Annotated in this window: 15 protein-coding genes; 6 read left to right on the top strand and 9 right to left on the bottom strand. The window is 39.7% G+C overall.

The genetic code is table 11. The features are described from left to right. Positions 1-109: 109 nt before the first annotated feature. Together pflB and focA are read right to left on the bottom strand one after the other, a co-directional pair. Entirely contained in the window at positions 110-2,389 is a 2,280-nt protein-coding gene (gene pflB / locus HWV02_RS16305) for a formate C-acetyltransferase (RefSeq protein ID WP_211688729.1), read from the bottom strand. Between the two features lie 73 nt (positions 2,390-2,462). Next, positions 2,463-3,314 (bottom strand): formate transporter FocA, encoded by an 852-nt coding sequence (gene focA, locus HWV02_RS16300; protein ID WP_211676802.1) that lies wholly within the window; start codon positions 3,312-3,314, stop codon positions 2,463-2,465. A 491-nt stretch (positions 3,315-3,805) separates the two neighbouring features. Here focA and HWV02_RS16295 point away from each other — a divergent pair, with 491 nt between their 5' ends. The 4 genes from HWV02_RS16295 (at position 3,806) to HWV02_RS16280 (ending at position 7,042) form a co-directional block, all read left to right on the top strand. Further along, a complete protein-coding gene (locus HWV02_RS16295) occupies positions 3,806-4,576 on the top strand; it encodes an ABC transporter ATP-binding protein (protein WP_211672461.1) in 771 nt (256 codons plus the stop codon). A gap of 121 nt (positions 4,577-4,697) precedes the next feature. Then, on the top strand, positions 4,698-5,459 hold the full coding sequence (locus HWV02_RS16290; protein ID WP_211676800.1) for a transporter substrate-binding domain-containing protein: 762 nt from the start codon (positions 4,698-4,700) through the stop codon (positions 5,457-5,459). A 106-nt stretch (positions 5,460-5,565) separates the two neighbouring features. Further along, positions 5,566-6,330 (top strand): ABC transporter permease, encoded by a 765-nt coding sequence (locus tag HWV02_RS16285; protein WP_211676799.1) that lies wholly within the window; start codon positions 5,566-5,568, stop codon positions 6,328-6,330. A 1-nt stretch (position 6,331) separates the two neighbouring features. Continuing rightward, entirely contained in the window at positions 6,332-7,042 is a 711-nt protein-coding gene (locus tag HWV02_RS16280; RefSeq protein WP_211676798.1) for an ABC transporter permease, read from the top strand. Between the two features lie 88 nt (positions 7,043-7,130). Here the strand turns inward: HWV02_RS16280 and HWV02_RS16275 are convergent, their stop codons facing one another. The 5 genes from HWV02_RS16275 to HWV02_RS16255 form a co-directional block, all read right to left on the bottom strand. Further along, positions 7,131-8,651, bottom strand: a complete 1,521-nt coding sequence (locus HWV02_RS16275) for a lytic transglycosylase F (protein ID WP_255550439.1) — start codon at positions 8,649-8,651, stop codon at positions 7,131-7,133. A gap of 130 nt (positions 8,652-8,781) precedes the next feature. Next, positions 8,782-9,609, bottom strand: coding sequence for an exodeoxyribonuclease III (gene xthA, locus HWV02_RS16270; RefSeq protein WP_211676796.1), 828 nt, complete (start codon positions 9,607-9,609; stop codon positions 8,782-8,784). A gap of 378 nt (positions 9,610-9,987) precedes the next feature. Next, entirely contained in the window at positions 9,988-10,233 is a 246-nt protein-coding gene (locus HWV02_RS16265; RefSeq protein ID WP_211688727.1) for a hypothetical protein, read from the bottom strand. Between the two features lie 482 nt (positions 10,234-10,715). Further along, positions 10,716-11,726 (bottom strand): NAD(P)-dependent oxidoreductase, encoded by a 1,011-nt coding sequence (locus HWV02_RS16260; protein ID WP_211688725.1) that lies wholly within the window; start codon positions 11,724-11,726, stop codon positions 10,716-10,718. A 186-nt stretch (positions 11,727-11,912) separates the two neighbouring features. Then, on the bottom strand, positions 11,913-12,284 hold the full coding sequence (locus HWV02_RS16255) for a hypothetical protein (RefSeq protein ID WP_211688723.1): 372 nt from the start codon (positions 12,282-12,284) through the stop codon (positions 11,913-11,915). Between the two features lie 338 nt (positions 12,285-12,622). On the opposite strand from HWV02_RS16255, the gene HWV02_RS16250 reads away from it, so the two are divergent. Both HWV02_RS16250 and HWV02_RS16245 read left to right on the top strand, forming a co-directional pair. Further along, positions 12,623-13,825, top strand: a complete 1,203-nt coding sequence (locus tag HWV02_RS16250; RefSeq protein ID WP_211688721.1) for an EAL and HDOD domain-containing protein — start codon at positions 12,623-12,625, stop codon at positions 13,823-13,825. A 628-nt stretch (positions 13,826-14,453) separates the two neighbouring features. Beyond that, positions 14,454-16,070, top strand: a complete 1,617-nt coding sequence (locus HWV02_RS16245) for an ABC transporter ATP-binding protein (protein ID WP_211688719.1) — start codon at positions 14,454-14,456, stop codon at positions 16,068-16,070. A gap of 112 nt (positions 16,071-16,182) precedes the next feature. Here the strand turns inward: HWV02_RS16245 and HWV02_RS16240 are convergent, their stop codons facing one another. Beyond that, on the bottom strand, positions 16,183-17,358 hold the full coding sequence (locus HWV02_RS16240; RefSeq protein WP_211676788.1) for an MFS transporter: 1,176 nt from the start codon (positions 17,356-17,358) through the stop codon (positions 16,183-16,185). A 293-nt stretch (positions 17,359-17,651) separates the two neighbouring features. Beyond that, positions 17,652-18,824 carry a multidrug effflux MFS transporter gene (locus HWV02_RS16235; RefSeq protein WP_211688716.1) on the bottom strand — a complete coding sequence of 391 codons (1,173 nt, stop codon included), beginning with the start codon at positions 18,822-18,824 and terminating at the stop codon, positions 17,652-17,654. Positions 18,825-18,842: the final 18 nt, after the last annotated feature.

Here is an 18,842-nt window from a genome sequence, read left to right as displayed (position 1 = left end):
GGCTATACGATCATTATAAATACAAAAGCCTTACAGGCGTAAGGCTTTTGTGTCTTGCTACTATAAAAACAAACAATTGTTATATTTTATAGTGTAATTCTCGTCAGTCTTAGAATGACTGTTGGAATGTACGTGTGATTACATCTTGCTGCTGTTCAGGTGTTAGCGAGTTGAAACGTACCGCGTAACCAGACACACGAATGGTCAGTTGTGGATATTTTTCAGGGTGCTTAACAGCGTCTAACAACATTGAACGGTCCATCACATTTACGTTTAAGTGCTGACCACCTTCAATTACACTGCTGTGCTTGAAGTAACCATCCATTAAACCAGCGAGGTTAGTACGACGAGTATCGTCTGTTTTACCCAGCGCGTTTGGTACGATAGAGAAGGTATAAGAGATACCATCTTTTGCGTATTCAAACGGTAGTTTTGCAACTGAAGTCAGGGCTGCGATTGCGCCTTTCTCATCACGACCATGCATTGGGTTTGCACCTGGTGCGAATGGTGCGCCAGCAGGACGACCGTCTGGTGTAGTACCCGTTTTCTTACCGTATACAACGTTTGAAGTAATTGTTAGCACTGACTGTGTTGGTTTCGCATCACGGTACATTTTGTGACTAGACACTTTCTTCATGAAGGTTTCAACTAGGTCACAAGCGATTTCATCAACACGTGAATCGTTGTTACCAAATTTAGGGTAGTCACCTTCGATTTCAAAGTCGATTGCAATACCATCTTCGTCACGAATTGGTTTCACTTTTGCAAATTTGATTGCAGAAAGTGAATCAGCAGTAACAGATAGACCCGCGATACCACATGCCATTGTACGTTCAACGTCGCGGTCATGCAGTGCCATTAGTGATGCTTCATACGAGTATTTGTCGTGTGAATAGTGAATTGAGTTAAGCGCAGTAACATAAGTTGTTGCTAACCAATCCATCATCTTATCTAAACGTGCAGCGATATCTTCGTAGTTAAGTACTTCATCAGTGATCTTGTCTGATTTAGGACCAACTTGGATTTTCAGTTTTTCATCTACGCCGCCATTGATTGTATATAACAATGCTTTAGCAAGGTTACTACGTGCGCCGAAGAACTGCATTTGTTTACCAACAATCATTGGTGATACACAACAAGCAATTGCATAGTCATCATTGTCGAAGTCGGTACGCATTAAATCATCATTTTCGTACTGGATTGATGAAGTATCAATTGATACTTTCGCACAGTAGCGTTTGAAGTTTAATGGTAGGTTTTCAGCCCACAATACAGTGATGTTTGGCTCTGGTGAAGGACCCATAGTGTATTGTGTATGTAGTACACGGAATGATGATTTAGTTACTAATGAACGACCATCTGTACCCATACCTGCGATTGTTTCAGTTGCCCAGATTGGGTCACCAGAGAATAATTCATCGTATTCAGGTGTACGTAGGAAACGCACCATACGTAGTTTCATTACGAGGTGATCAATCATTTCTTGAGCGTCAGTCTCAGTAATGAGACCAGCTTGTAAATCACGTTCAATGTAGATATCTAGGAACGTTGTTACACGACCAAAGCTCATTGCTGCGCCATTTTGTGATTTAACTGCAGCTAGGTAGCCGAAGTAAGTCCACTGGATCGCTTCTTTCGCGTTTGTTGCTGGGCCTGAAATATCGAAACCGTAAGTTGCCGCCATCGTTTTGATGTCGTTTAGTGCACGGTACTGTTCTGAAATTTCTTCACGTAAACGCATTGTTGCTTCTAGGTCTTCACCTGAGTAGAACTTCGCTTCCAATGATTGTTGTTGTGCAAATTTGTCTTTCATTAGGAAGTCGATGCCGTATACAGCAACACGACGGTAATCACCAATGATACGACCACGGCCATATGCATCTGGTAAACCTGTTAGGATACCTGACTTACGACATTTCATGATGTCACTTGTGTAAACGTCAAATACACCTTGGTTGTGTGTTTTACGGTATTCAGAGAAAATTTTGTTTGTTACTGGATCAAGCTCTTTACCATATGCTTTACAAGAACCTGCAACCATACGGATACCGCCATTAGCGATGATTGCACGTTTTAATGGTTTTTCAGTTTGTAGGCCAACAATTGTTTCTAAACCTTGGTCAATGTAACCAGCGGCATGTGATGTAATTGTTGATGGCAAAGATGTATCAAAATCAAGCGGCGCGTGCGTGCTGTTTTCGATTTTAATGCCTTCCATCACATTGCTCCAAAGCGTATCTGTCGCTTCAGTTGCATCGGCTAGGAAAGACTCATCGCCTGTAAACTCCGTGTAGTTCTTCTGGATAAAATCACGTAGGTTAACGTCGTTAGTCCATTCGCCAGTTGTAAAACCTTGCCACGCTTGATCAAATATTGTTTGTTCAGTCATAAGTACACCTAATCTATTAATATTCTAAAAATGTAATTTCAAAGTTTGTTATCTGCTGTGTTTACAACAGATATTAAGATTCTTTTTTGCAGTAAATAATCCAGTACGTCATACCAACCAGTAATCCGCCACCAATTATATTGCCGATGGTGACAGGGATAAGATTGTTAAATACAAAATTAGTTAACGTTAAATCGGTAAAGTCAGCAGGGTTCGCACCGGTTGCTAGCCAAAATTCAGGGCCTGAAAAGTTCGCAATAACATACCCGAGTGGGATCATAAACATGTTAGCGATACTGTGCTCGTAACCTGATGCGACAAACATACTCACAGGTAATGCCACTGCAACAAATTTATCGGTAATAGAGCGCGCGGCAAAACTCATCCAGACACCAAGACAAACAAGTAGGTTGGCTAGGGTGCCAAGCGTGACCGCTTGAATAAAAGTATGATGCAGTTTGTGTTGGGCAATCTTCATGGCATTTAGACCCCAAGCGCCATCGGCGGCGAGGTGCTGCTTAGCTAATATCATTAACGCCACAAAGAAGAGACAGCCGATAAAGTTACCGACGTAGACCACTGCCCAGTTTTTAGCGAGTTGTGCGGTTGTTATCTTGTTATTTGCACGGGCAATAATGGTTAAGATTGAGCTAGTAAATAGCTCGCCGCCACAAACAACAACAAGTAGTAGGCCAAGACTAAACGCAAACCCCCCAATGAATTTTTTTAAACCATAAGCAACATCCGTTGTTCCTGTTGTTACCGTGGTATAGAAAGCAAATGCAATGGAGATGAATACACCAGCAGTAATCGCAAGCATGAACGCTTGTTTAGGGGCCTTAGTTGCTTTTGCGACACCGATAGATTCTGCTTTTTTTAGCAATTCTGGTGGTAGGATTGCATCAAATTGGTTTGCTGTTTTCATTACTTAGTCTCAATAAATCACTTATGCTTATTATTACCCCACTAGTGGTACCTTTAATGTGATCTAGATCAATTCCATGCTGTTTTTTTGTTTTTTTATTACGAGATTTGATACTTTAAACTTAAATACCCCTAACTAGGTGTAACTAAATTACAGTAACCGCGTATTTACATGTACTTTATTTTAAATATAAAACAAAAGTTCAATTAACTATTTAAAGTAAAGTAAGCAATCATAAATACCAATATAGCGGTAGTGTCCTATACTGTCTTTTGAGATTCATTAGCGCTGCATCGTTTGTTTTTGTGGGTTATAAATCTGTCAAACAGCTACTTTTTAGGCTTTAAATCTAAATTATAGTGGTTTCATGTTATCTGAATGACTAATTTGTTATGTTGAATGTTGTATTTATGTTGCAATATTTAGGGTTGGTTTGAATTTAAATATTGCGCATGTCTTAATTGTTATAAATCGAATTTAGGATGAATAGAATGAGTAGCAGTCCCACATTAGACATCAAAAATTTGCATAAATCATTTGGTGACAATGAAGTCTTGAAAGGTATCGATCTGACTGCAAATAAAGGTGATGTAATCTCTATTATTGGTTCATCTGGATCTGGTAAAAGTACCTTTTTACGTTGTATTAATTTATTGGAAATGCCTACTTCAGGTGACATCTCCGTAAATGGCGAATTAATCGAAATGATTGATGGTCGCGACGGCAATAGACTAATCGCGAATAAAAAACAAGTTCAACGTATTCGTTCACGTCTCGCTATGGTGTTTCAAGGCTTTAATTTATGGTCGCATATGACGGTCATTGAAAATGTGATCGAAGCACCAATTCATGTTTTAGGACTCTCTCGTCGCGACGCGAGGGCGAGTGCAGAACAATATCTGAAAAAAGTCGGTTTATGGGAAAGAAAAGACTATTACCCAAGTCAGCTATCTGGTGGTCAAAAGCAGCGTGTGGCAATCGCCCGTGCATTAGCTGTAGAGCCGGAAGTATTACTATTTGATGAACCAACATCCGCATTGGACCCTGAATTGGTAGGTGAAGTTTTACGCGTAATGCAAAGCCTAGCGGAAGAGGGTCGAACCATGCTGGTTGTTACTCACGAAATGGCGTTTGCACGCGATGTATCGACCAAAGTTATATTCTTACACCAAGGTCAAATCGAAGAGCAGGGCGATCCGAAAGAATTATTTGATAACCCGAAATCAGAGCGTGTGCAGCAGTTTTTAGCACCAAAATATTAGCGTCTAGTAGATTCATTCGCGTAATGATAAAACCAGAATTATAAAAATATAACTATAAAAATAAAACGACTACAAACACAAGATCATTGATTGATCTCATTATAATAATAGGGAAATACTTATGAAAAAATTAGCCTGCGTAATTGCAACAAGCTTATTGCTTTCTTCAGCCGTAATAGCAAAAGAATGGACTGATGTTCGTTTAGGTGTTGATTCACCTTACAAGCCATTTGAATATAAAACCCCTGATGGCGAGCTAACTGGTTTTGAAATCGATTTAGGTAACGAAGTGTGTAAACGCGCTAATTGGAATTGTACTTGGGTTGTACAATCTTGGGACGGTATTATTCCTGGTTTATTATCACGTAAATACGATGCTATTTTCTCTTCAATGTCGATCACAGATGCGCGTAAGAAGAAGGTTCTTTTCTCTGAACCTTACTACAATACACCAAGCGCTTGGTTTGCAGCAGCAGACTTTAAACTTGATGTAGCAGATAAAACAGCATTCAAGAAATTACGTATCGGTGTACAGCGCGGTACAGTTCAAGATACACACGTCACCGATAATTATGCAAGCAAGAATACAATTAAGCGTTATAACACCAGTGGTGACTTATTGCTTGATCTTGAAGGCGGTCGTTTAGACATGGTATTACTGGATTTCCCTGTCGGTGATAGCACGTTACTTATCCCTGAGAAAAAAGGCGCTTATGCAGCTGTTGGCGATACATTCCAACTGGGTGAGGGCATGGGTGTTGCACTGCGTAAACGTGATAAATCACTTGCAGCAACGTTCAATAAAATATTGGCAGAAATTAAAGCGGATGGTACATACGAAATTATCCAAGCTAAATACTTTAGCTACAGTATTAAAATGTAGTCTCTTTATCTATGATAAAAATGGGCGCTTAGTTAAGGCTATTAGTTAGGACTATTAGTTAGGACTATTAGTTAGGGCTAGGTGCTCACTGCTTTCTGGGAATGTTATGTTAGATCTCCAAGGTTATGGGCCAGGTATATTTAATGGCGCTATATTGACCGTTAAACTCGCCATTTTTTCATTAATCATCGCAGTGCTACTCGGTCTGATTACCGCGGTTGCACGTTATTCCGGTGGTAAAGTTGCTTCTGTATTAGCTGTGTCTTATACCAGCTTAGTCCGTGGTGTGCCGGATTTGGTCTTAATGATGCTGATTTATTTTGGCTTACAAGTCGGATTCAATAATTTTTCGGAGTGGTTGTACGAATTACATGAAACCTATGCCATCAATGAATTTTATATCGAACAAGGATGGTTAACATTATCTGCGTTTTATGAAGATGGTATGTATTTCAATATCGATGAATTCGGTGCTGGTGTGGTGACGATTGGTTTCATTTTTGGCGCTTATATGGGCGAGACGTTCCGTGGTGCGTTATTGTCTGTGGATAAAGGCCAATTGGAAGCTGCAACCGCTTATGGCATGTCAGATTGGCAAGTATTCCACCGTGTCATGTTTCCACAGATGATGCGTTTTGCGCTACCGGGTATTGGTAACAACTGGTTAGTACTGGTGAAAACAACCGCGCTCGTGTCGATTATCGGCTTATCAGATATGGTTAAATTAGCGAAAGAAGCGGCAATGACAACATATGAACCGTTTCTGTTTTTCATTCCTGTTGCGTTTGTGTATTTGGCAATTACAACCGTGAGTGAAATTGCACTGAAATATTTAGAGCGTCATTTTAGCAAAGGTATAGAAGGTCATTAATATGTTAGATCAACTGATTGCTTTGCTTGAGCAAAATGAAATGTTTACTCCGAGTACCTTAAATGAGTATTGGGATGGTGCGGTATTGACGGTACAGCTGACGTTCTTGTCTGTTGTCATCGGTTTCTTTTTGGCCGTGCCGTTGGCGATCATGCGTACGAGTCAGTATGTATGGTTATCACGTGGTATTTGGGTATTTACTTATGTGTTTCGTGGTACACCGTTATTGATCCAGTTGTATCTGATTTATTATGGTGTGACCATGATTGATGGTATTCAAGACAGTTCAATATGGTTTTTACTCGAAGATGCATTTTACCCTTGCTTGTTAGCGTTTGTATTAAATACGGCAGCATACAGCACCGAGATTATTCGTGGTTCATTGGTGACAACCGATAAAGGTGAAATTGAAGCGGCACAAGCATATGGCATGAGCTATTGGCAGATTCTGCGTCGTATCATTTTACCGTCGGCGTTCCGTCGTGCGTTGCCAGCTTACAGTAATGAAGTTATTTTTATGCTGCATGCAACGTCAATCGCCAGTGTCGTGACCTTGGTTGATATCACAGGGGCTGGCTACAATGTGTATTCACGTTTCTATGCTCCCTTTGAAGCATTTATTTTTGCGGGTGCTATCTATCTGTGTTTATGCTTTACTATTTTCGCCGTATTCAAAAGGTTAGAAAAACGCGCATTTAGGCATCTTGCTTAACGATTTACATCGCTACAGTTAATAAATTAAATAGGAGGTCGCTTTGTATCAACATAGCGGCCTTTGATTAATGACTGCTTCTCTTTGCTTACTGAGTATTGCTAGCAATTTTCTGTTGCGCTATCTGTGTATCGTTGATTGTATAACGTGAGGCTAGCAAATAAGTGATGTAAAACTTATAAATGTTGTTTACGTAATTCACCGTTTCTTTACCTATGGTCTCTGCGGCTATTTTCTCGACATGATTAAACCAAATGTTGGGGTTTAATCCTTCTTTTAAAGCCCGTTTCCTTAATTGTATTAACTTCGCTGGTCCAGCGTTATAGGCGGCAGAACTCAATAATAGCGAGTCTAACTTGGCAATATCCTTATGGCTAAAGTAACGCTGTTTCATAAAATGTAAGTACTTAACTCCTGCATGGATATTACTGTCTACGTCGTTGATGTTTTTAATATTGACGTAAGGTTCATTCGCCGTCGATGGTAATATTTGCATCACGCCGACCGCACCTCGATGGCTAATGGCCTTTTGATTAAGCCGAGACTCCTGATAGGCTTGCGCAAGAATAAACTGCCAATCGAATTCATACTGTTCGGCGTATTTTTTAATGATTGTTTCAGTTTCTAAATAGCGTTTTTCAAACTGCTGATGGATGACTTTATTCAGCCAACGATGGCTAACTAAATAGCGACGGTGCAGAATGTTGCCTATTTTAGTGCCTTTTTTATGCTTATGGATAAACTGATTTAAACTGCGCGTTAATTGTGGCGTGTGATTACGTACCGCCCAGGTACTTGGAATATTATTACCGATGACTAATCGTGAGTGTAGTTTTATGTTTTTATATAATTTTTGCCATAATCGTAAACCATGGTTAGAGATCATCGTCATGAAAATTTGATTGTTGTCGACCATATCTAATAGTTCGTAATCTTCGAGTTCATCAGCCACGATATTGATGTAAATAGGTTGTTTATTGAGTCGGAATAATTGCTGGTTGATGATGTCTAATTGCTGATGATAAATACTATTACGACGTATCCAAATTTCCTTGCCTGATAACTGATTTATATTCTTATACTCATCCATAGAGTCATGGCTGACGAGCAATAATTGATTGTTGGTGTATATGGGCTCTGTATGGGTTACTTGGTTTTGTTGGCGTAAAGGCGTCATTAATGGGCCAATTGCAATATCACCATAACCCTGCGCGAGTAAGTTGATTATTTGGCTACTAGGCACCGGAATAAACAAAATATTGAGTTTCAACTTGGTTTTTTTGAAGTATTTACGGTTTAGGTGTTTTTCGTATTCACGCATCATGTCATAAGCAAAACCACGCGGACGACTTTGATAAATGAAATAATAAGCGGGGTGATTAACGACTAAGACTTTGATAGTACGTTTTTTTAATAGCAGGGGGAGGTCTTCAAAGCTGGGCTGGCTGTGAATATTCATTTGTTGTTGCGCGACAGAGTTTGAAAATGTTGAGCTTGCCAAATTAGAGTCAGTATTAGCGGAATATTGAGCATTACTGGGTGATATGTTTACGACGATACTGAGAAGTAAGCTATTTGTTGCTGTTACGCATATCTTAGTCCACTGCATAGCCATCATCGCTTTTGGTATGTGAATGTCGAGGTAACACTAAGATTAGACACATATTTCTAAAATGCGGTTTTGAGACTTTAAATAGCTTAGGGATATGCTCCTAAGCTATTGTTATCGGGTAACAATTTTATTCGCTAAATGTTGTCCAGATTGGCGCGTGGTCTGATGGCTTTTCAATGCCACGCAGTTCGTAATCTACATCACTCTCAACTACTTTTGCGTTCAATGTTGCCGTCGCTAAGATCACGTCAATACGCAGTCCACGGTTGTCTGGGAAACCTTTTGAGCGGTAATCAAACCAGCTATAACGATCTGTTACTTCCGGCTTAATGGTGCGGAATGTATCGTGTAAGCCAAACCCTTGCAGTTTTGCTAACCATTCACGTTCTTCTGGTTGGAAGCTACATTTACCTGTTTTTAACCAACGTTTCGCATTTGGTTCACCGATGCCGATGTCTTTATCTGCTGGAGAAATGTTGATGTCGCCCATTACGATCACATCGTCTTCTGCCGTGTGGTTGTCGTTAAGGTATACGTTTAGGTCTTGATAGAATTTACGCTTGTTCGGGTATTTCGTCTCATGGCTAATGTTTTCGCCTTGTGGGAAGTAACCGTTTAACACTGTGATCGGTTTGCCTGATGTTTGGTCAAACGTCACCATTATCATACGTTTTTGCGCTTCTTCGTCATCGGTAGGGAAGCCATATTGCACTTTAATTGCTTCTACGTCTGCCACTGTGCTTTTCTTCACCATCATAGCAACACCGTAATGTGCTTTTTGACCGTGGAAAAATACGTGATAACCCATGTCTTCAACCGCTGCTACAGGGAACATTTCGTTGTGAACTTTAATTTCTTGTAGGCCAATTACGTCAGGCGAATGCTTGTCTATGATAGCTTGTAGCTGATGCAATCGAGCGCGAAGGCCGTTAATGTTAAATGAGATTATTTTCATTGGTTTTTTAACCCTTTGTTATTTGCAAACCTTTATACCTATAGCTTCTATTATTCGCGCGCCAGTTGCGAGGCAAATTTTAATAATTTGTGTCACTTGTGCAGAAATGGGGCTGTTTTGAACGAATGTTAATAGTTCTGCTACTTGGTCATGGCTATGGCATTGTGACAGAGGCGGTGAGCTGGTATCGCAAGGCCGCAGAGGGCACAAAATACTTGGTTTTATGTATGATGAAGGAAATGAGTTGCTCTGGATAAGGGAGACGCATTGAATTGGTATCATGGTAGTACCAATATTGGACTCGATCAATCGTTAAAATACGTTTGTTTTTGACGTGAATGTAGATCAGCATGTAAATCGAATATTCTACATAGTCAGCTATAGTTTGTCATTTCTATGTCTAATATTTAGCGTACTGATCATGTGAGCTATTCGACGTTTATCTAGATCATTTAATAATGAAAATTTTGTAATTATAGATTCGATATCTTCGTCTATGCTTTCATTCATATTCTGAATATCGTATTCGACTACCTCTAGTTCATGAGTCCGCTCATCGAACGTATCCCCATATGTTTCATGTAATGCAATCATTTCTTCATCATTTATTATATTTTGTATCATGAAATTACCATTATAAATGGATAGCCTGAATTAATAGTACGCCTTTGATTTTATTTAAGATATCGGACGAGATAGGTAAATAATCCCCCAGTCTTGATAGACGATAGGTATTAAACAAATCCTTATTACCTCGACTAAAAGTTAAAAGCGCCTTATTGGAGATTTTTGATGTAATTGAATGATTCACGTACCTAATTGATGCTGGTTGTGCAGCACTACGATTTAAAGTATTTATCACTCTCATCAAAGTCCAACCTAAATAAATTCACAAATTACAGTGTTTCATTAATTTTACAGTTTCATTTAAGGTTGTAAATGAAGGGCGTGTAAGAGCATGTAAATACGTGTAAATGTTGTCAATGTATGTAAGTATGCGTCTAACTATAAATACTTATCTTGATATATTGCTGTATGTACTAGGCTGGTCTTGGCGTTAAATACAGATTAAAATTTAAGTAGCTGATAAGTTACGTAATCATTAACTAATCAGGCTTCATAACGCTGAAGGTGCTTTCATTTGGTTTGCCATGGATTTCATCATCCAAAAATAAATCTCGTTGTAACGGTTTCCCAGGATGGCAACTGTATGCATCGAAGTCTTTAACACCTTGTGCACGTAACACATCTTCATCAAGATAAAAGCCATTTTGATGCTCTGAAGGTAACTGGCTAATCAAAGCGAGACACGCATCCGCCATGATACTTGGTTTGCGGCAGCCCCCTTCAATCAATTTTCCCGCCATCATGTTTTCGACCGCGGATGTTGCGATCGCTGTTTTCGGCCACAAAGAACTCACGGCAATATCATCGGCTGCGAACTCTTCGGAAAATGACTGACTCAATAATGACATCGCATATTTCGATGTCGTGTATGTTCCGTATTGTTTAAACCATTTTGGGTCGAGATTGATCGGTGGAGACAAAGTCACTACGTGGGAATGTTGGCTACGGCGCAAGTGCGGTAAACAGGCCTGTGTCAGTAAAAATGTCCCTCTGACATTAATACAAAACATCAAATCAAACTTTTTCACGGGCGTATGTTCAATCTGATCCAGATGGATCGCACTGGCATTGTTGATTAAAATATCGATACCACCGAACTCATCAACAGCTTCATCCACCGCGCGTTGGACCGCGATTTCATCACGTACATCAAGCTGAATAGCCATGGCTCGCCCAGCACAAGACTGATTAATCGCCTCCGCGGCGGTATAAATGGTGCCTGGTAATTTAGGGTGTGGGATCGTGGTTTTTGCAGCTATCACCACATTCGCGCCAGCCTTAGCACACGCGGTCGCAATGGCTAAACCAATTCCCCGCGACCCACCGCTGATCAACACCGTTTTTCCAACAAGCGTATCTACATCCGACAAAGGCAAGGGCGAGGGCGAATAACTCGCTTCCTCGCCGCGTACTTTACGTAGACTGAGGGTTTGACTCACAATTTCAAGTCGAGTGATCACTCGGCGAGCAACATCAAATAAAGAGGCCATTGTCTTCCTTATATCAGCATCTCACGGTTAAAAGTACTGCATTTAGTATAGGAAGAATAAAAGGCTTTGCGCTTAGATTCATGTTTTTATCGACCAAGCTGCAGCTCCACGAGTCTTTCTCTTTCATCTCATTTCATTTCATCTAAATGTAGTGATGCAGTAAATTTGTCTGCATACTATATTCGATTATGACTGCGTATTAGTAAGCCAGTCCAATGCTAAACGACGGTCACTGAAGATTTTGATATTCCATGGCATTGGCCTAGGAACGTCCACAAGACTTTCTGTACATTTTTTTGTGACAGAGCTATAAGCAACTACAGCCATTGAACCTATTTGAGCTAGTGTTGCTAAATGTTGTTGAGCTTCAAAGGTATAAGTGTATTGATGGACTTTATTGATTAACAGATTAAAAGGGTGTTCAAGTTTGGAGAGTAAAAATTCATGGTATTCTCCAACCATTTCTAAATCCATTTCGATATTATTGTCGACTATCACTTCAGCTAAATTTGGCTTCAGTATAATTATTTCACCAAACGATAATTTATATTTAGACATTGGGATCCGTCCCTGTTAATTATTAATAAAAAAACATACAATTGATTCTATTATTATTTTTGTTTACAGCAAGGAAAAGCAAGACTATTTTTTTACAAATTGTGACTCAGCTGATAAATAAAAATAATACAGTATAAAATAATCGTTCTTGATTAAAAACTGCGGCAGAATAGCTGCGTGGAATAGCTAGAACAGGCCATATATTGACGATTCCGCCAAGATACGTATACTGAAAATAGGTATTTTTATAGTAATATCAAGTAAGATTTAGCTTGTTTTTGATAACAACCCTACAATATTCATCATATTCTAGGGTCTTGTATAAAAGGTAATAACGCATGTATTCGTACGTAGCTAGACAACCGATTTTAGATACAGATAAAAATACAATTGGTTATGAATTGTTATTTCGGGATGGTCCAAAAAATTCATTTCCCGATATAGATGCAGAGCAAGCAACCAGTCGCTTGCTATCAGATCAGTTCATGAATTCATGTTGGAATACGACAGGGAATAAACTTGCTTTTATCAATTTTCCATACCGTAGCTTAATTAGGTTAATACCGACCTTACTCCCCAAAGATAAACTAATTATTGAGATTCTGGAAGATTGCGAGCCGACAGATGAACTATTACAAGCGGTCGTTATTTTTTATAAAAAAGGCTACAAGATGGCCCTTGATGATTTTATCCCAGATGCTCGCTGGGACAGGTTCTTACCTTACATCGCCTTTATTAAGTTTGATATCCAACTTTACCCACTCCCTGAAGCAAAGTCTTTTATTCATAATAATCGCAATTATAAGATAAAATTCTTAGCGGAAAAAGTAGAAACCTACGAAGAATTTCAGCAAGCAAAAAAAATTGGATTTAATTACTTCCAAGGCTATTTCTTTAGTAAACCAGAAATGGTGCAGCAACGGACTATTGAACCATCAGAACTGGTCACATTGCAATTGTGCACTGAAATTGCCACTCCAGAACTGGACTATGATGCGATAGGGAAATTGATAGCCAGCGATGTTACCCTATCTTATAAACTCCTGAAATATGTAAATGCATCGTCTGCTATTAGCAAAACCATCACTTCATTTAAGCATGCTCTGATTTATCTAGGGCAGGACAAGCTGCGCCGATTTATTTCTTTAATGACAGCCGCTCATGCCAATCAGCATAAACCTCAGTCTCTCTATGTTCTGTCTATCCAACGGGCGCGAATTTGTGAACAGCTCGTTACTAAAGGGTCATTTAAAACAGAGCCAAACCAAGCCTTTTTAATGGGGATGTTTTCTTTGCTGGATGCTTTATTGGATAAACCTCTGTCTCAGCTTTTAACTAATTTACCCCTCAGTGAGGAACTTAAATTGGCATTGAACGAAGGTAAAGGAGAGCTTGGGCACCTGCTTAATGCAGTAAAAGCCTATGAGAACGCTGATTGGGAACAAGTCAATAATCATTGTCACGTACTTGGTATTTCGGAAGAACTTTTTGCCAGTCAGTATGCTGATTCGATCAAATGGGGCGATGACTTCACTATCTAAGTTTCACCATCTAAATCTAATAAATAACAGTTTGATGTAGGTTCCGCTTCTTCTTGAGCGGAACTAACTACCTAGTGTTGAGTAAACCACCAATGGTAGGTATCTAATTTGTATTAGTTTTTTTAAAAGCCATTTATAAATTCATCCTATCTATATGATAAATAGAGTTAAGTTTACATACGTGTAGTAATTATTGTATGTCTGAAAAATATAAATTAATGAATACACCAAACAACCTAAAACTACTTAAGTCAGTCATAAAAGCCATTGATTATTCTGAAATATATCATTCAGATGGGGCGTTCACCATCATTCGATCGAAATTACATTTAAACATGCTATATCAACAGGTGATGCTCATCATGTAGCAATAGCCTATATTTGTGATAAGTGTGTAAAAAATAAGTTAATTATCAATATTTTGGTGCTCATAGTGATGGCTACAGCACTGGGGACGATCTTGCAGCTTCTCATGTCGCACAATTTACAAATCAGTTAAAGCGGCGATTTCAAATGGACTAAAGTTAGAGTGTGCCTGATTCATAAATATTAATGCTATCTATTTAAAACATTAAATGGCCTGTAAATGTGTGGCATATCTACTAATCCTGCAAGAGGAGAGCGAAAAATGGAAAAGAGCATTTTTCAATTTATCTGGAAGTATTCAAAAAGAAATCAGCTGGCTCTAACAGCGACCACGCTCCTGACTTTTCCTATTTTGTACGCTTCACTGGAGTTACCTAAGCGCATTATTAACGATGCCATTGGTGGAACAGGGGAAGACGTTTTATTGCTGGGCATGAACCTAAGTCAGACCCAGTTTTTGATGCTTCTTTGTGTCGGTTTTCTATTATCTGTATTAGCCAACGGGTTATTGAAAATGCACTTAAACACCATGAAAGGTGTGTTGTCGGAACGTTTATTACGACGATTTCGCTTTAAACTTCTCACCCGGATGTTGAAGTTTCCACGTTCATATTTTCGCACCACAAGTCAAGGTGAGTTGGTCTCTATGGTGACATCTGAAGCGGAACCCATGGGGTCATTTATGGGAAATATGCTATCGCAACCTGTCTTTCAGGCTGGGCAGATGCTGACAATTCTTGTGTTTCTATTTGCCCAGAGTTTCTGGTTTGGGGTAGCGTCCATAGCGCTTATTCCATTGCAAGCATGGATTATTCCTAAATTACAGCGCCAGATTAATGTGTTGAATAAAGAGAGGATAAAAGAGGTTAGAAAATTTGCTGCTGATATTGGTGAAACTGCAGCAGGTGTGAGTGATATTCGTATGAACGGCAGGGCACGTCATAGATTGTCATTGTTTTCTAATCGTTTGGGGAACTTGTTCAGTCTTCGTTTTAAGATTTATCAAAAGAAGTTCTTTATGAAGTTTTTGAACAACTTTATCAATCAATTGACCCCCTTCTTTTTCTATTCTGTTGGTGGTTACTTAGCGATTAAAGGCGACGTAACAGTAGGTGCTTTGATTGCTGCGCTCGCAGCTTACAAAGATCTGTCGTCGCCTTGGAAAGAGCTGCTAGCTTATTACAACCAGACCCAAGATATGGCACTGCGTTGGGAGCTCGTAATCGAACGTTTCGCACCAAAAAATTTGGTGACAGAGACTTTGTTTGATGGCGAATCTACTACGTTGACTAGCCTTAGTAGAGACATCGATCTTGTGCATGATAAAGATAGGCATTCGATATTGGAAGGTATTAGCTCGACCATTCCAAAAGGTGCGTTTTCTGATGTATTAACGCGTGAGGTTACTCCACAGAAGGGAACCGTGAAGATTGCTGGGCATGAGATGAATGATTTACATCAAACCCTTGTTTCTAATCGCATCGGCGATGCCAGTTCCAAGCCTTATGCAGTCGGTGAAAACCTATTCATGCCATTTAATGATGAGCAAGCTTTTGGTGAGGATATATTGGTTGATGTGGCTGACTGGGTTGCTCCTCAAATGGCGTGGGCTCAATCATGTGATGAGAGCCAGGACTGGTTGCTCCCGTTGGATAAAGCAACGGGTACCAACAATACCATGGTGCGTAGAGGTCGACGGACACGTCTTGCTCCAGATACTCAGCAAGTAAATAACTTCGTTCAGATGTTGCAGGGTGAAGCGCTTTATCATCGGCTTAGAGTAATCGCGCCACTTCTGTATAATGTAGTGACGACTCAGGGAGGTGAACATCTTTTCGCTGTTTTCAGGGATCGCAGGCGCCCGTGCTTTAACTCGTGAATGAACTCGTAAATTGATGACTGATACCATCCTAGTTTTCATTGAAAACCTTGCTAGGATAAGTACCCTAACAAGGTTTAATCTAAACTGAACAGGGATTTTTGGTGTTGTATTAAGAGCTTGAGCCTTGACCAAGGTCACTGTTTATTCCACTGCGTGTCAATTTTAGCCCTACAAGCATGCAGGCGACTAGCCCACATATAAGTAAAGTGATGGCGAGGCTACCAAAGTCACTGGCAGCATGTAAACCGAAACCAATGAGGAGATAGTAGAATAGGCCAAGTAGCGCCCCGGCACTGCCCAAGTGATCATGGTAATTCGTTAATGCACCACTTAGAAGGTTGGGTATTGCTAGCCCAAAAGATAAATAAACCATTACCATTGGAATGAAAAACCATACTGAATCCTGCAGAAGGTACACACATATAGCACTGAGTAAAAGTAAAGCGCTCGCAAGACTAATTATACGATCATGGCTTAAGTGGTTGCGGATTAATTTCATGTTGATAATTGACCCTACAATAGAGCCTGCAGCAAGTAACAAACCAGTATAACCAAAATACTCAATACTGACTCCAAGCTTTTCAAACATAAATGGCGCAATACTGTAATATGAAAACAATGCAATATTAAAAACAGCGACCATAAGTGAGATATACCAAATATGGCCATCTTTTAACATTTTCAGAGCGACAGCTAATAAGCTATCGCGATGGTTGTTCGCTGGCTTAGTTTCAGGCAGTCGAATAAATGACCATATTAAGAGCGGTGCGACAAATACGACCATGGCAGCAAAAATCCAAGTATAACCACCATGTATTGTTAGCCAGCTGCCTGTTAACATGCCAATAACAGGACTCAAACCAACTGAAGTCCCAACGATAGAGAAAACATGTGAAAGCTCCATACCTTGGTAGCCATCACGAATAATGGTTTGGATACAAATTGAACATACCGCTGCTCCAAAAGCGCAACAAGCAAACCCCAGTAGTAGCATATTGAAGCTTGGCGATATCAAGGTAAACACGGCTGATACAATGAATACAATTAAGCCTGCTAATGTTGAGGTACGCCGGCCAATAACATCACACATACGACCCCAAAAAATAACCCCAGCAGCAAAAGCAATAAAAAAAATCGATAATGCTTGTGCGGCTGCGGCAGCTGATACACCAAAATGATTTTTAATGGATGTCAGTGCTGGACTGTACATGGTTTCTATAATTTGCGGCAACATCAGTAATATGACTGCTAAAGGAATTGAAATCTTTTTTACGTTTGTATTCATTATTACTCCTACTTTTTATGTGTCATAAAGCACATAGTTATGACAATGGAAGCATATAATATGTAGGCTACAGGTAATGTTAATATTGAGACAATAAACATCGATTTAAGGACAGGGTGAGAAAATGGCTTTTATTTTAAAGCCATACATTCTAGAAATAGCATCGCTCCGAGTACAAACAATAGGTCTGAGAATAAGAATAAGAATAAGGATGAATATACCTATTCAGCTGTTATGGTTAAGTTAAACGAAAAGTACCGTAATATTTGCGGCACTTTTCGTTTTATAGTGAGTTATAAATCGATATCCTTAAGGTCAATGTTTATTAAATTGCGTGCTAATTTTAATCCTATAAGTATACAGGCGAGTAGCCCACATATAAGTAAAGTGATGGCGAGGCTGCCAAAGTCACTGGCGGCATGTAAACCAAAGCCAATCATGAGGTAGTAGAACAGGCCAAGTAATGCACCTGCGCTGCCTAAGTGATCACGGTAATCCGTTAATGCGCCACTTAGTAGGTTGGGTAACGCGAGTCCAAAAGACAAATAAACCAACATCATTGGGACAAAGAACCATACTGAGTCTTGTAGAAGATAGACACAGATACCACTGAGTAAAAGTAAGGCTGTCGCAAGACTAACTATACGATCATGGCTTAAGTGGCGGCGTATTAATCTCATGTTGATCATTGACCCCACAATAGAGCCTGCAGCAAGTAAAAAACCTGTATAACCAAAGTATTCAACACTGACACCAAGCTTTTCAAACATAAATGGCGCAATACTGTAGTATGAAAATAGCGAAATATTAAAAATCGCGACCATAAGCGAGATATACCAAATATGGCCATCTTTAAGCATTTTAAGACCAACAGCTAATAAGCTATCACGGTGGTTGTTCGCTGGTTTCGTTTCTGGCAGTTGAATAAACGACCATACTAAAAGCGCAGCGACAAATATTACCATAGCGGAAAAGACCCAAGTGTATCCACCGTGTGTGGTCAGCCAGCTACCTGTTAGCATACCTATTACAGGACTCAAGCCAATAGAAGTTCCCACGATTGAGAAAACGTGTGAAAGTTCCATACCATGGTAGCCATCACGAATAATGGTTTGGATACAAATTGAACCTACCGCTGCCCCAAAAGCGCAACAAGCAAACCCTGCAAGCAGCATGTTGAAACTTGGCGCCATTAACGTAAAAACGGCCGCTACAATAAAAACCATTAAGCCTGCTAATGTTGAGGTACGTCGACCAATGACATCACACATACGACCCCAAACAACAACCCCGACAGCAAAAGCAATAAAGAAAATAGATAGTGCTTGTGCGGCAGCTGCAGCCGAAACACCAAAATGATTTTTAATGGATGTCAGTGCTGGACTGTACATGGTTTCGATAATTTGCGGAAACATCAGTAATATGACCGCTAAAGGAATTGAAATCTTTTTTACTTCGGTATTCATTATTTTTTCCTACTTTTT

The organism is Moritella sp. 28, assembly GCF_018219435.1.
Lineage (GTDB): Bacteria > Pseudomonadota > Gammaproteobacteria > Enterobacterales > Moritellaceae > Moritella.
Note: the sequence above shows the minus strand (reverse complement) of the source record. Positions and strands in the feature narration are given on the sequence as shown.

Bases quoted from the DNA above. Each gene is read 5' to 3' on its own strand.
- pflB (WP_211688729.1), bottom strand. From the start codon at position 2,389: ATGACTGAACAAACAATATTTGATCAAGCGTGGCAAGGTTTTACAACT.
- focA (WP_211676802.1), bottom strand. From the start codon at position 3,314: ATGAAAACAGCAAACCAATTTGATGCAATCCTACCACCAGAATTGCTA.
- HWV02_RS16295 (WP_211672461.1), top strand. From the start codon at position 3,806: ATGAGTAGCAGTCCCACATTAGACATCAAAAATTTGCATAAATCATTT.
- HWV02_RS16290 (WP_211676800.1), top strand. From the start codon at position 4,698: ATGAAAAAATTAGCCTGCGTAATTGCAACAAGCTTATTGCTTTCTTCA.
- HWV02_RS16285 (WP_211676799.1), top strand. From the start codon at position 5,566: ATGTTAGATCTCCAAGGTTATGGGCCAGGTATATTTAATGGCGCTATA.
- HWV02_RS16280 (WP_211676798.1), top strand. From the start codon at position 6,332: ATGTTAGATCAACTGATTGCTTTGCTTGAGCAAAATGAAATGTTTACT.
- HWV02_RS16275 (WP_255550439.1), bottom strand. From the start codon at position 8,651: ATGCAGTGGACTAAGATATGCGTAACAGCAACAAATAGCTTACTTCTC.
- xthA (WP_211676796.1), bottom strand. From the start codon at position 9,609: ATGAAAATAATCTCATTTAACATTAACGGCCTTCGCGCTCGATTGCAT.
- HWV02_RS16265 (WP_211688727.1), bottom strand. From the start codon at position 10,233: ATGATACAAAATATAATAAATGATGAAGAAATGATTGCATTACATGAA.
- HWV02_RS16260 (WP_211688725.1), bottom strand. From the start codon at position 11,726: ATGGCCTCTTTATTTGATGTTGCTCGCCGAGTGATCACTCGACTTGAA.
- HWV02_RS16255 (WP_211688723.1), bottom strand. From the start codon at position 12,284: ATGTCTAAATATAAATTATCGTTTGGTGAAATAATTATACTGAAGCCA.
- HWV02_RS16250 (WP_211688721.1), top strand. From the start codon at position 12,623: ATGTATTCGTACGTAGCTAGACAACCGATTTTAGATACAGATAAAAAT.
- HWV02_RS16245 (WP_211688719.1), top strand. From the start codon at position 14,454: ATGGAAAAGAGCATTTTTCAATTTATCTGGAAGTATTCAAAAAGAAAT.
- HWV02_RS16240 (WP_211676788.1), bottom strand. From the start codon at position 17,358: ATGAATACAAACGTAAAAAAGATTTCAATTCCTTTAGCAGTCATATTA.
- HWV02_RS16235 (WP_211688716.1), bottom strand. From the start codon at position 18,824: ATGAATACCGAAGTAAAAAAGATTTCAATTCCTTTAGCGGTCATATTA.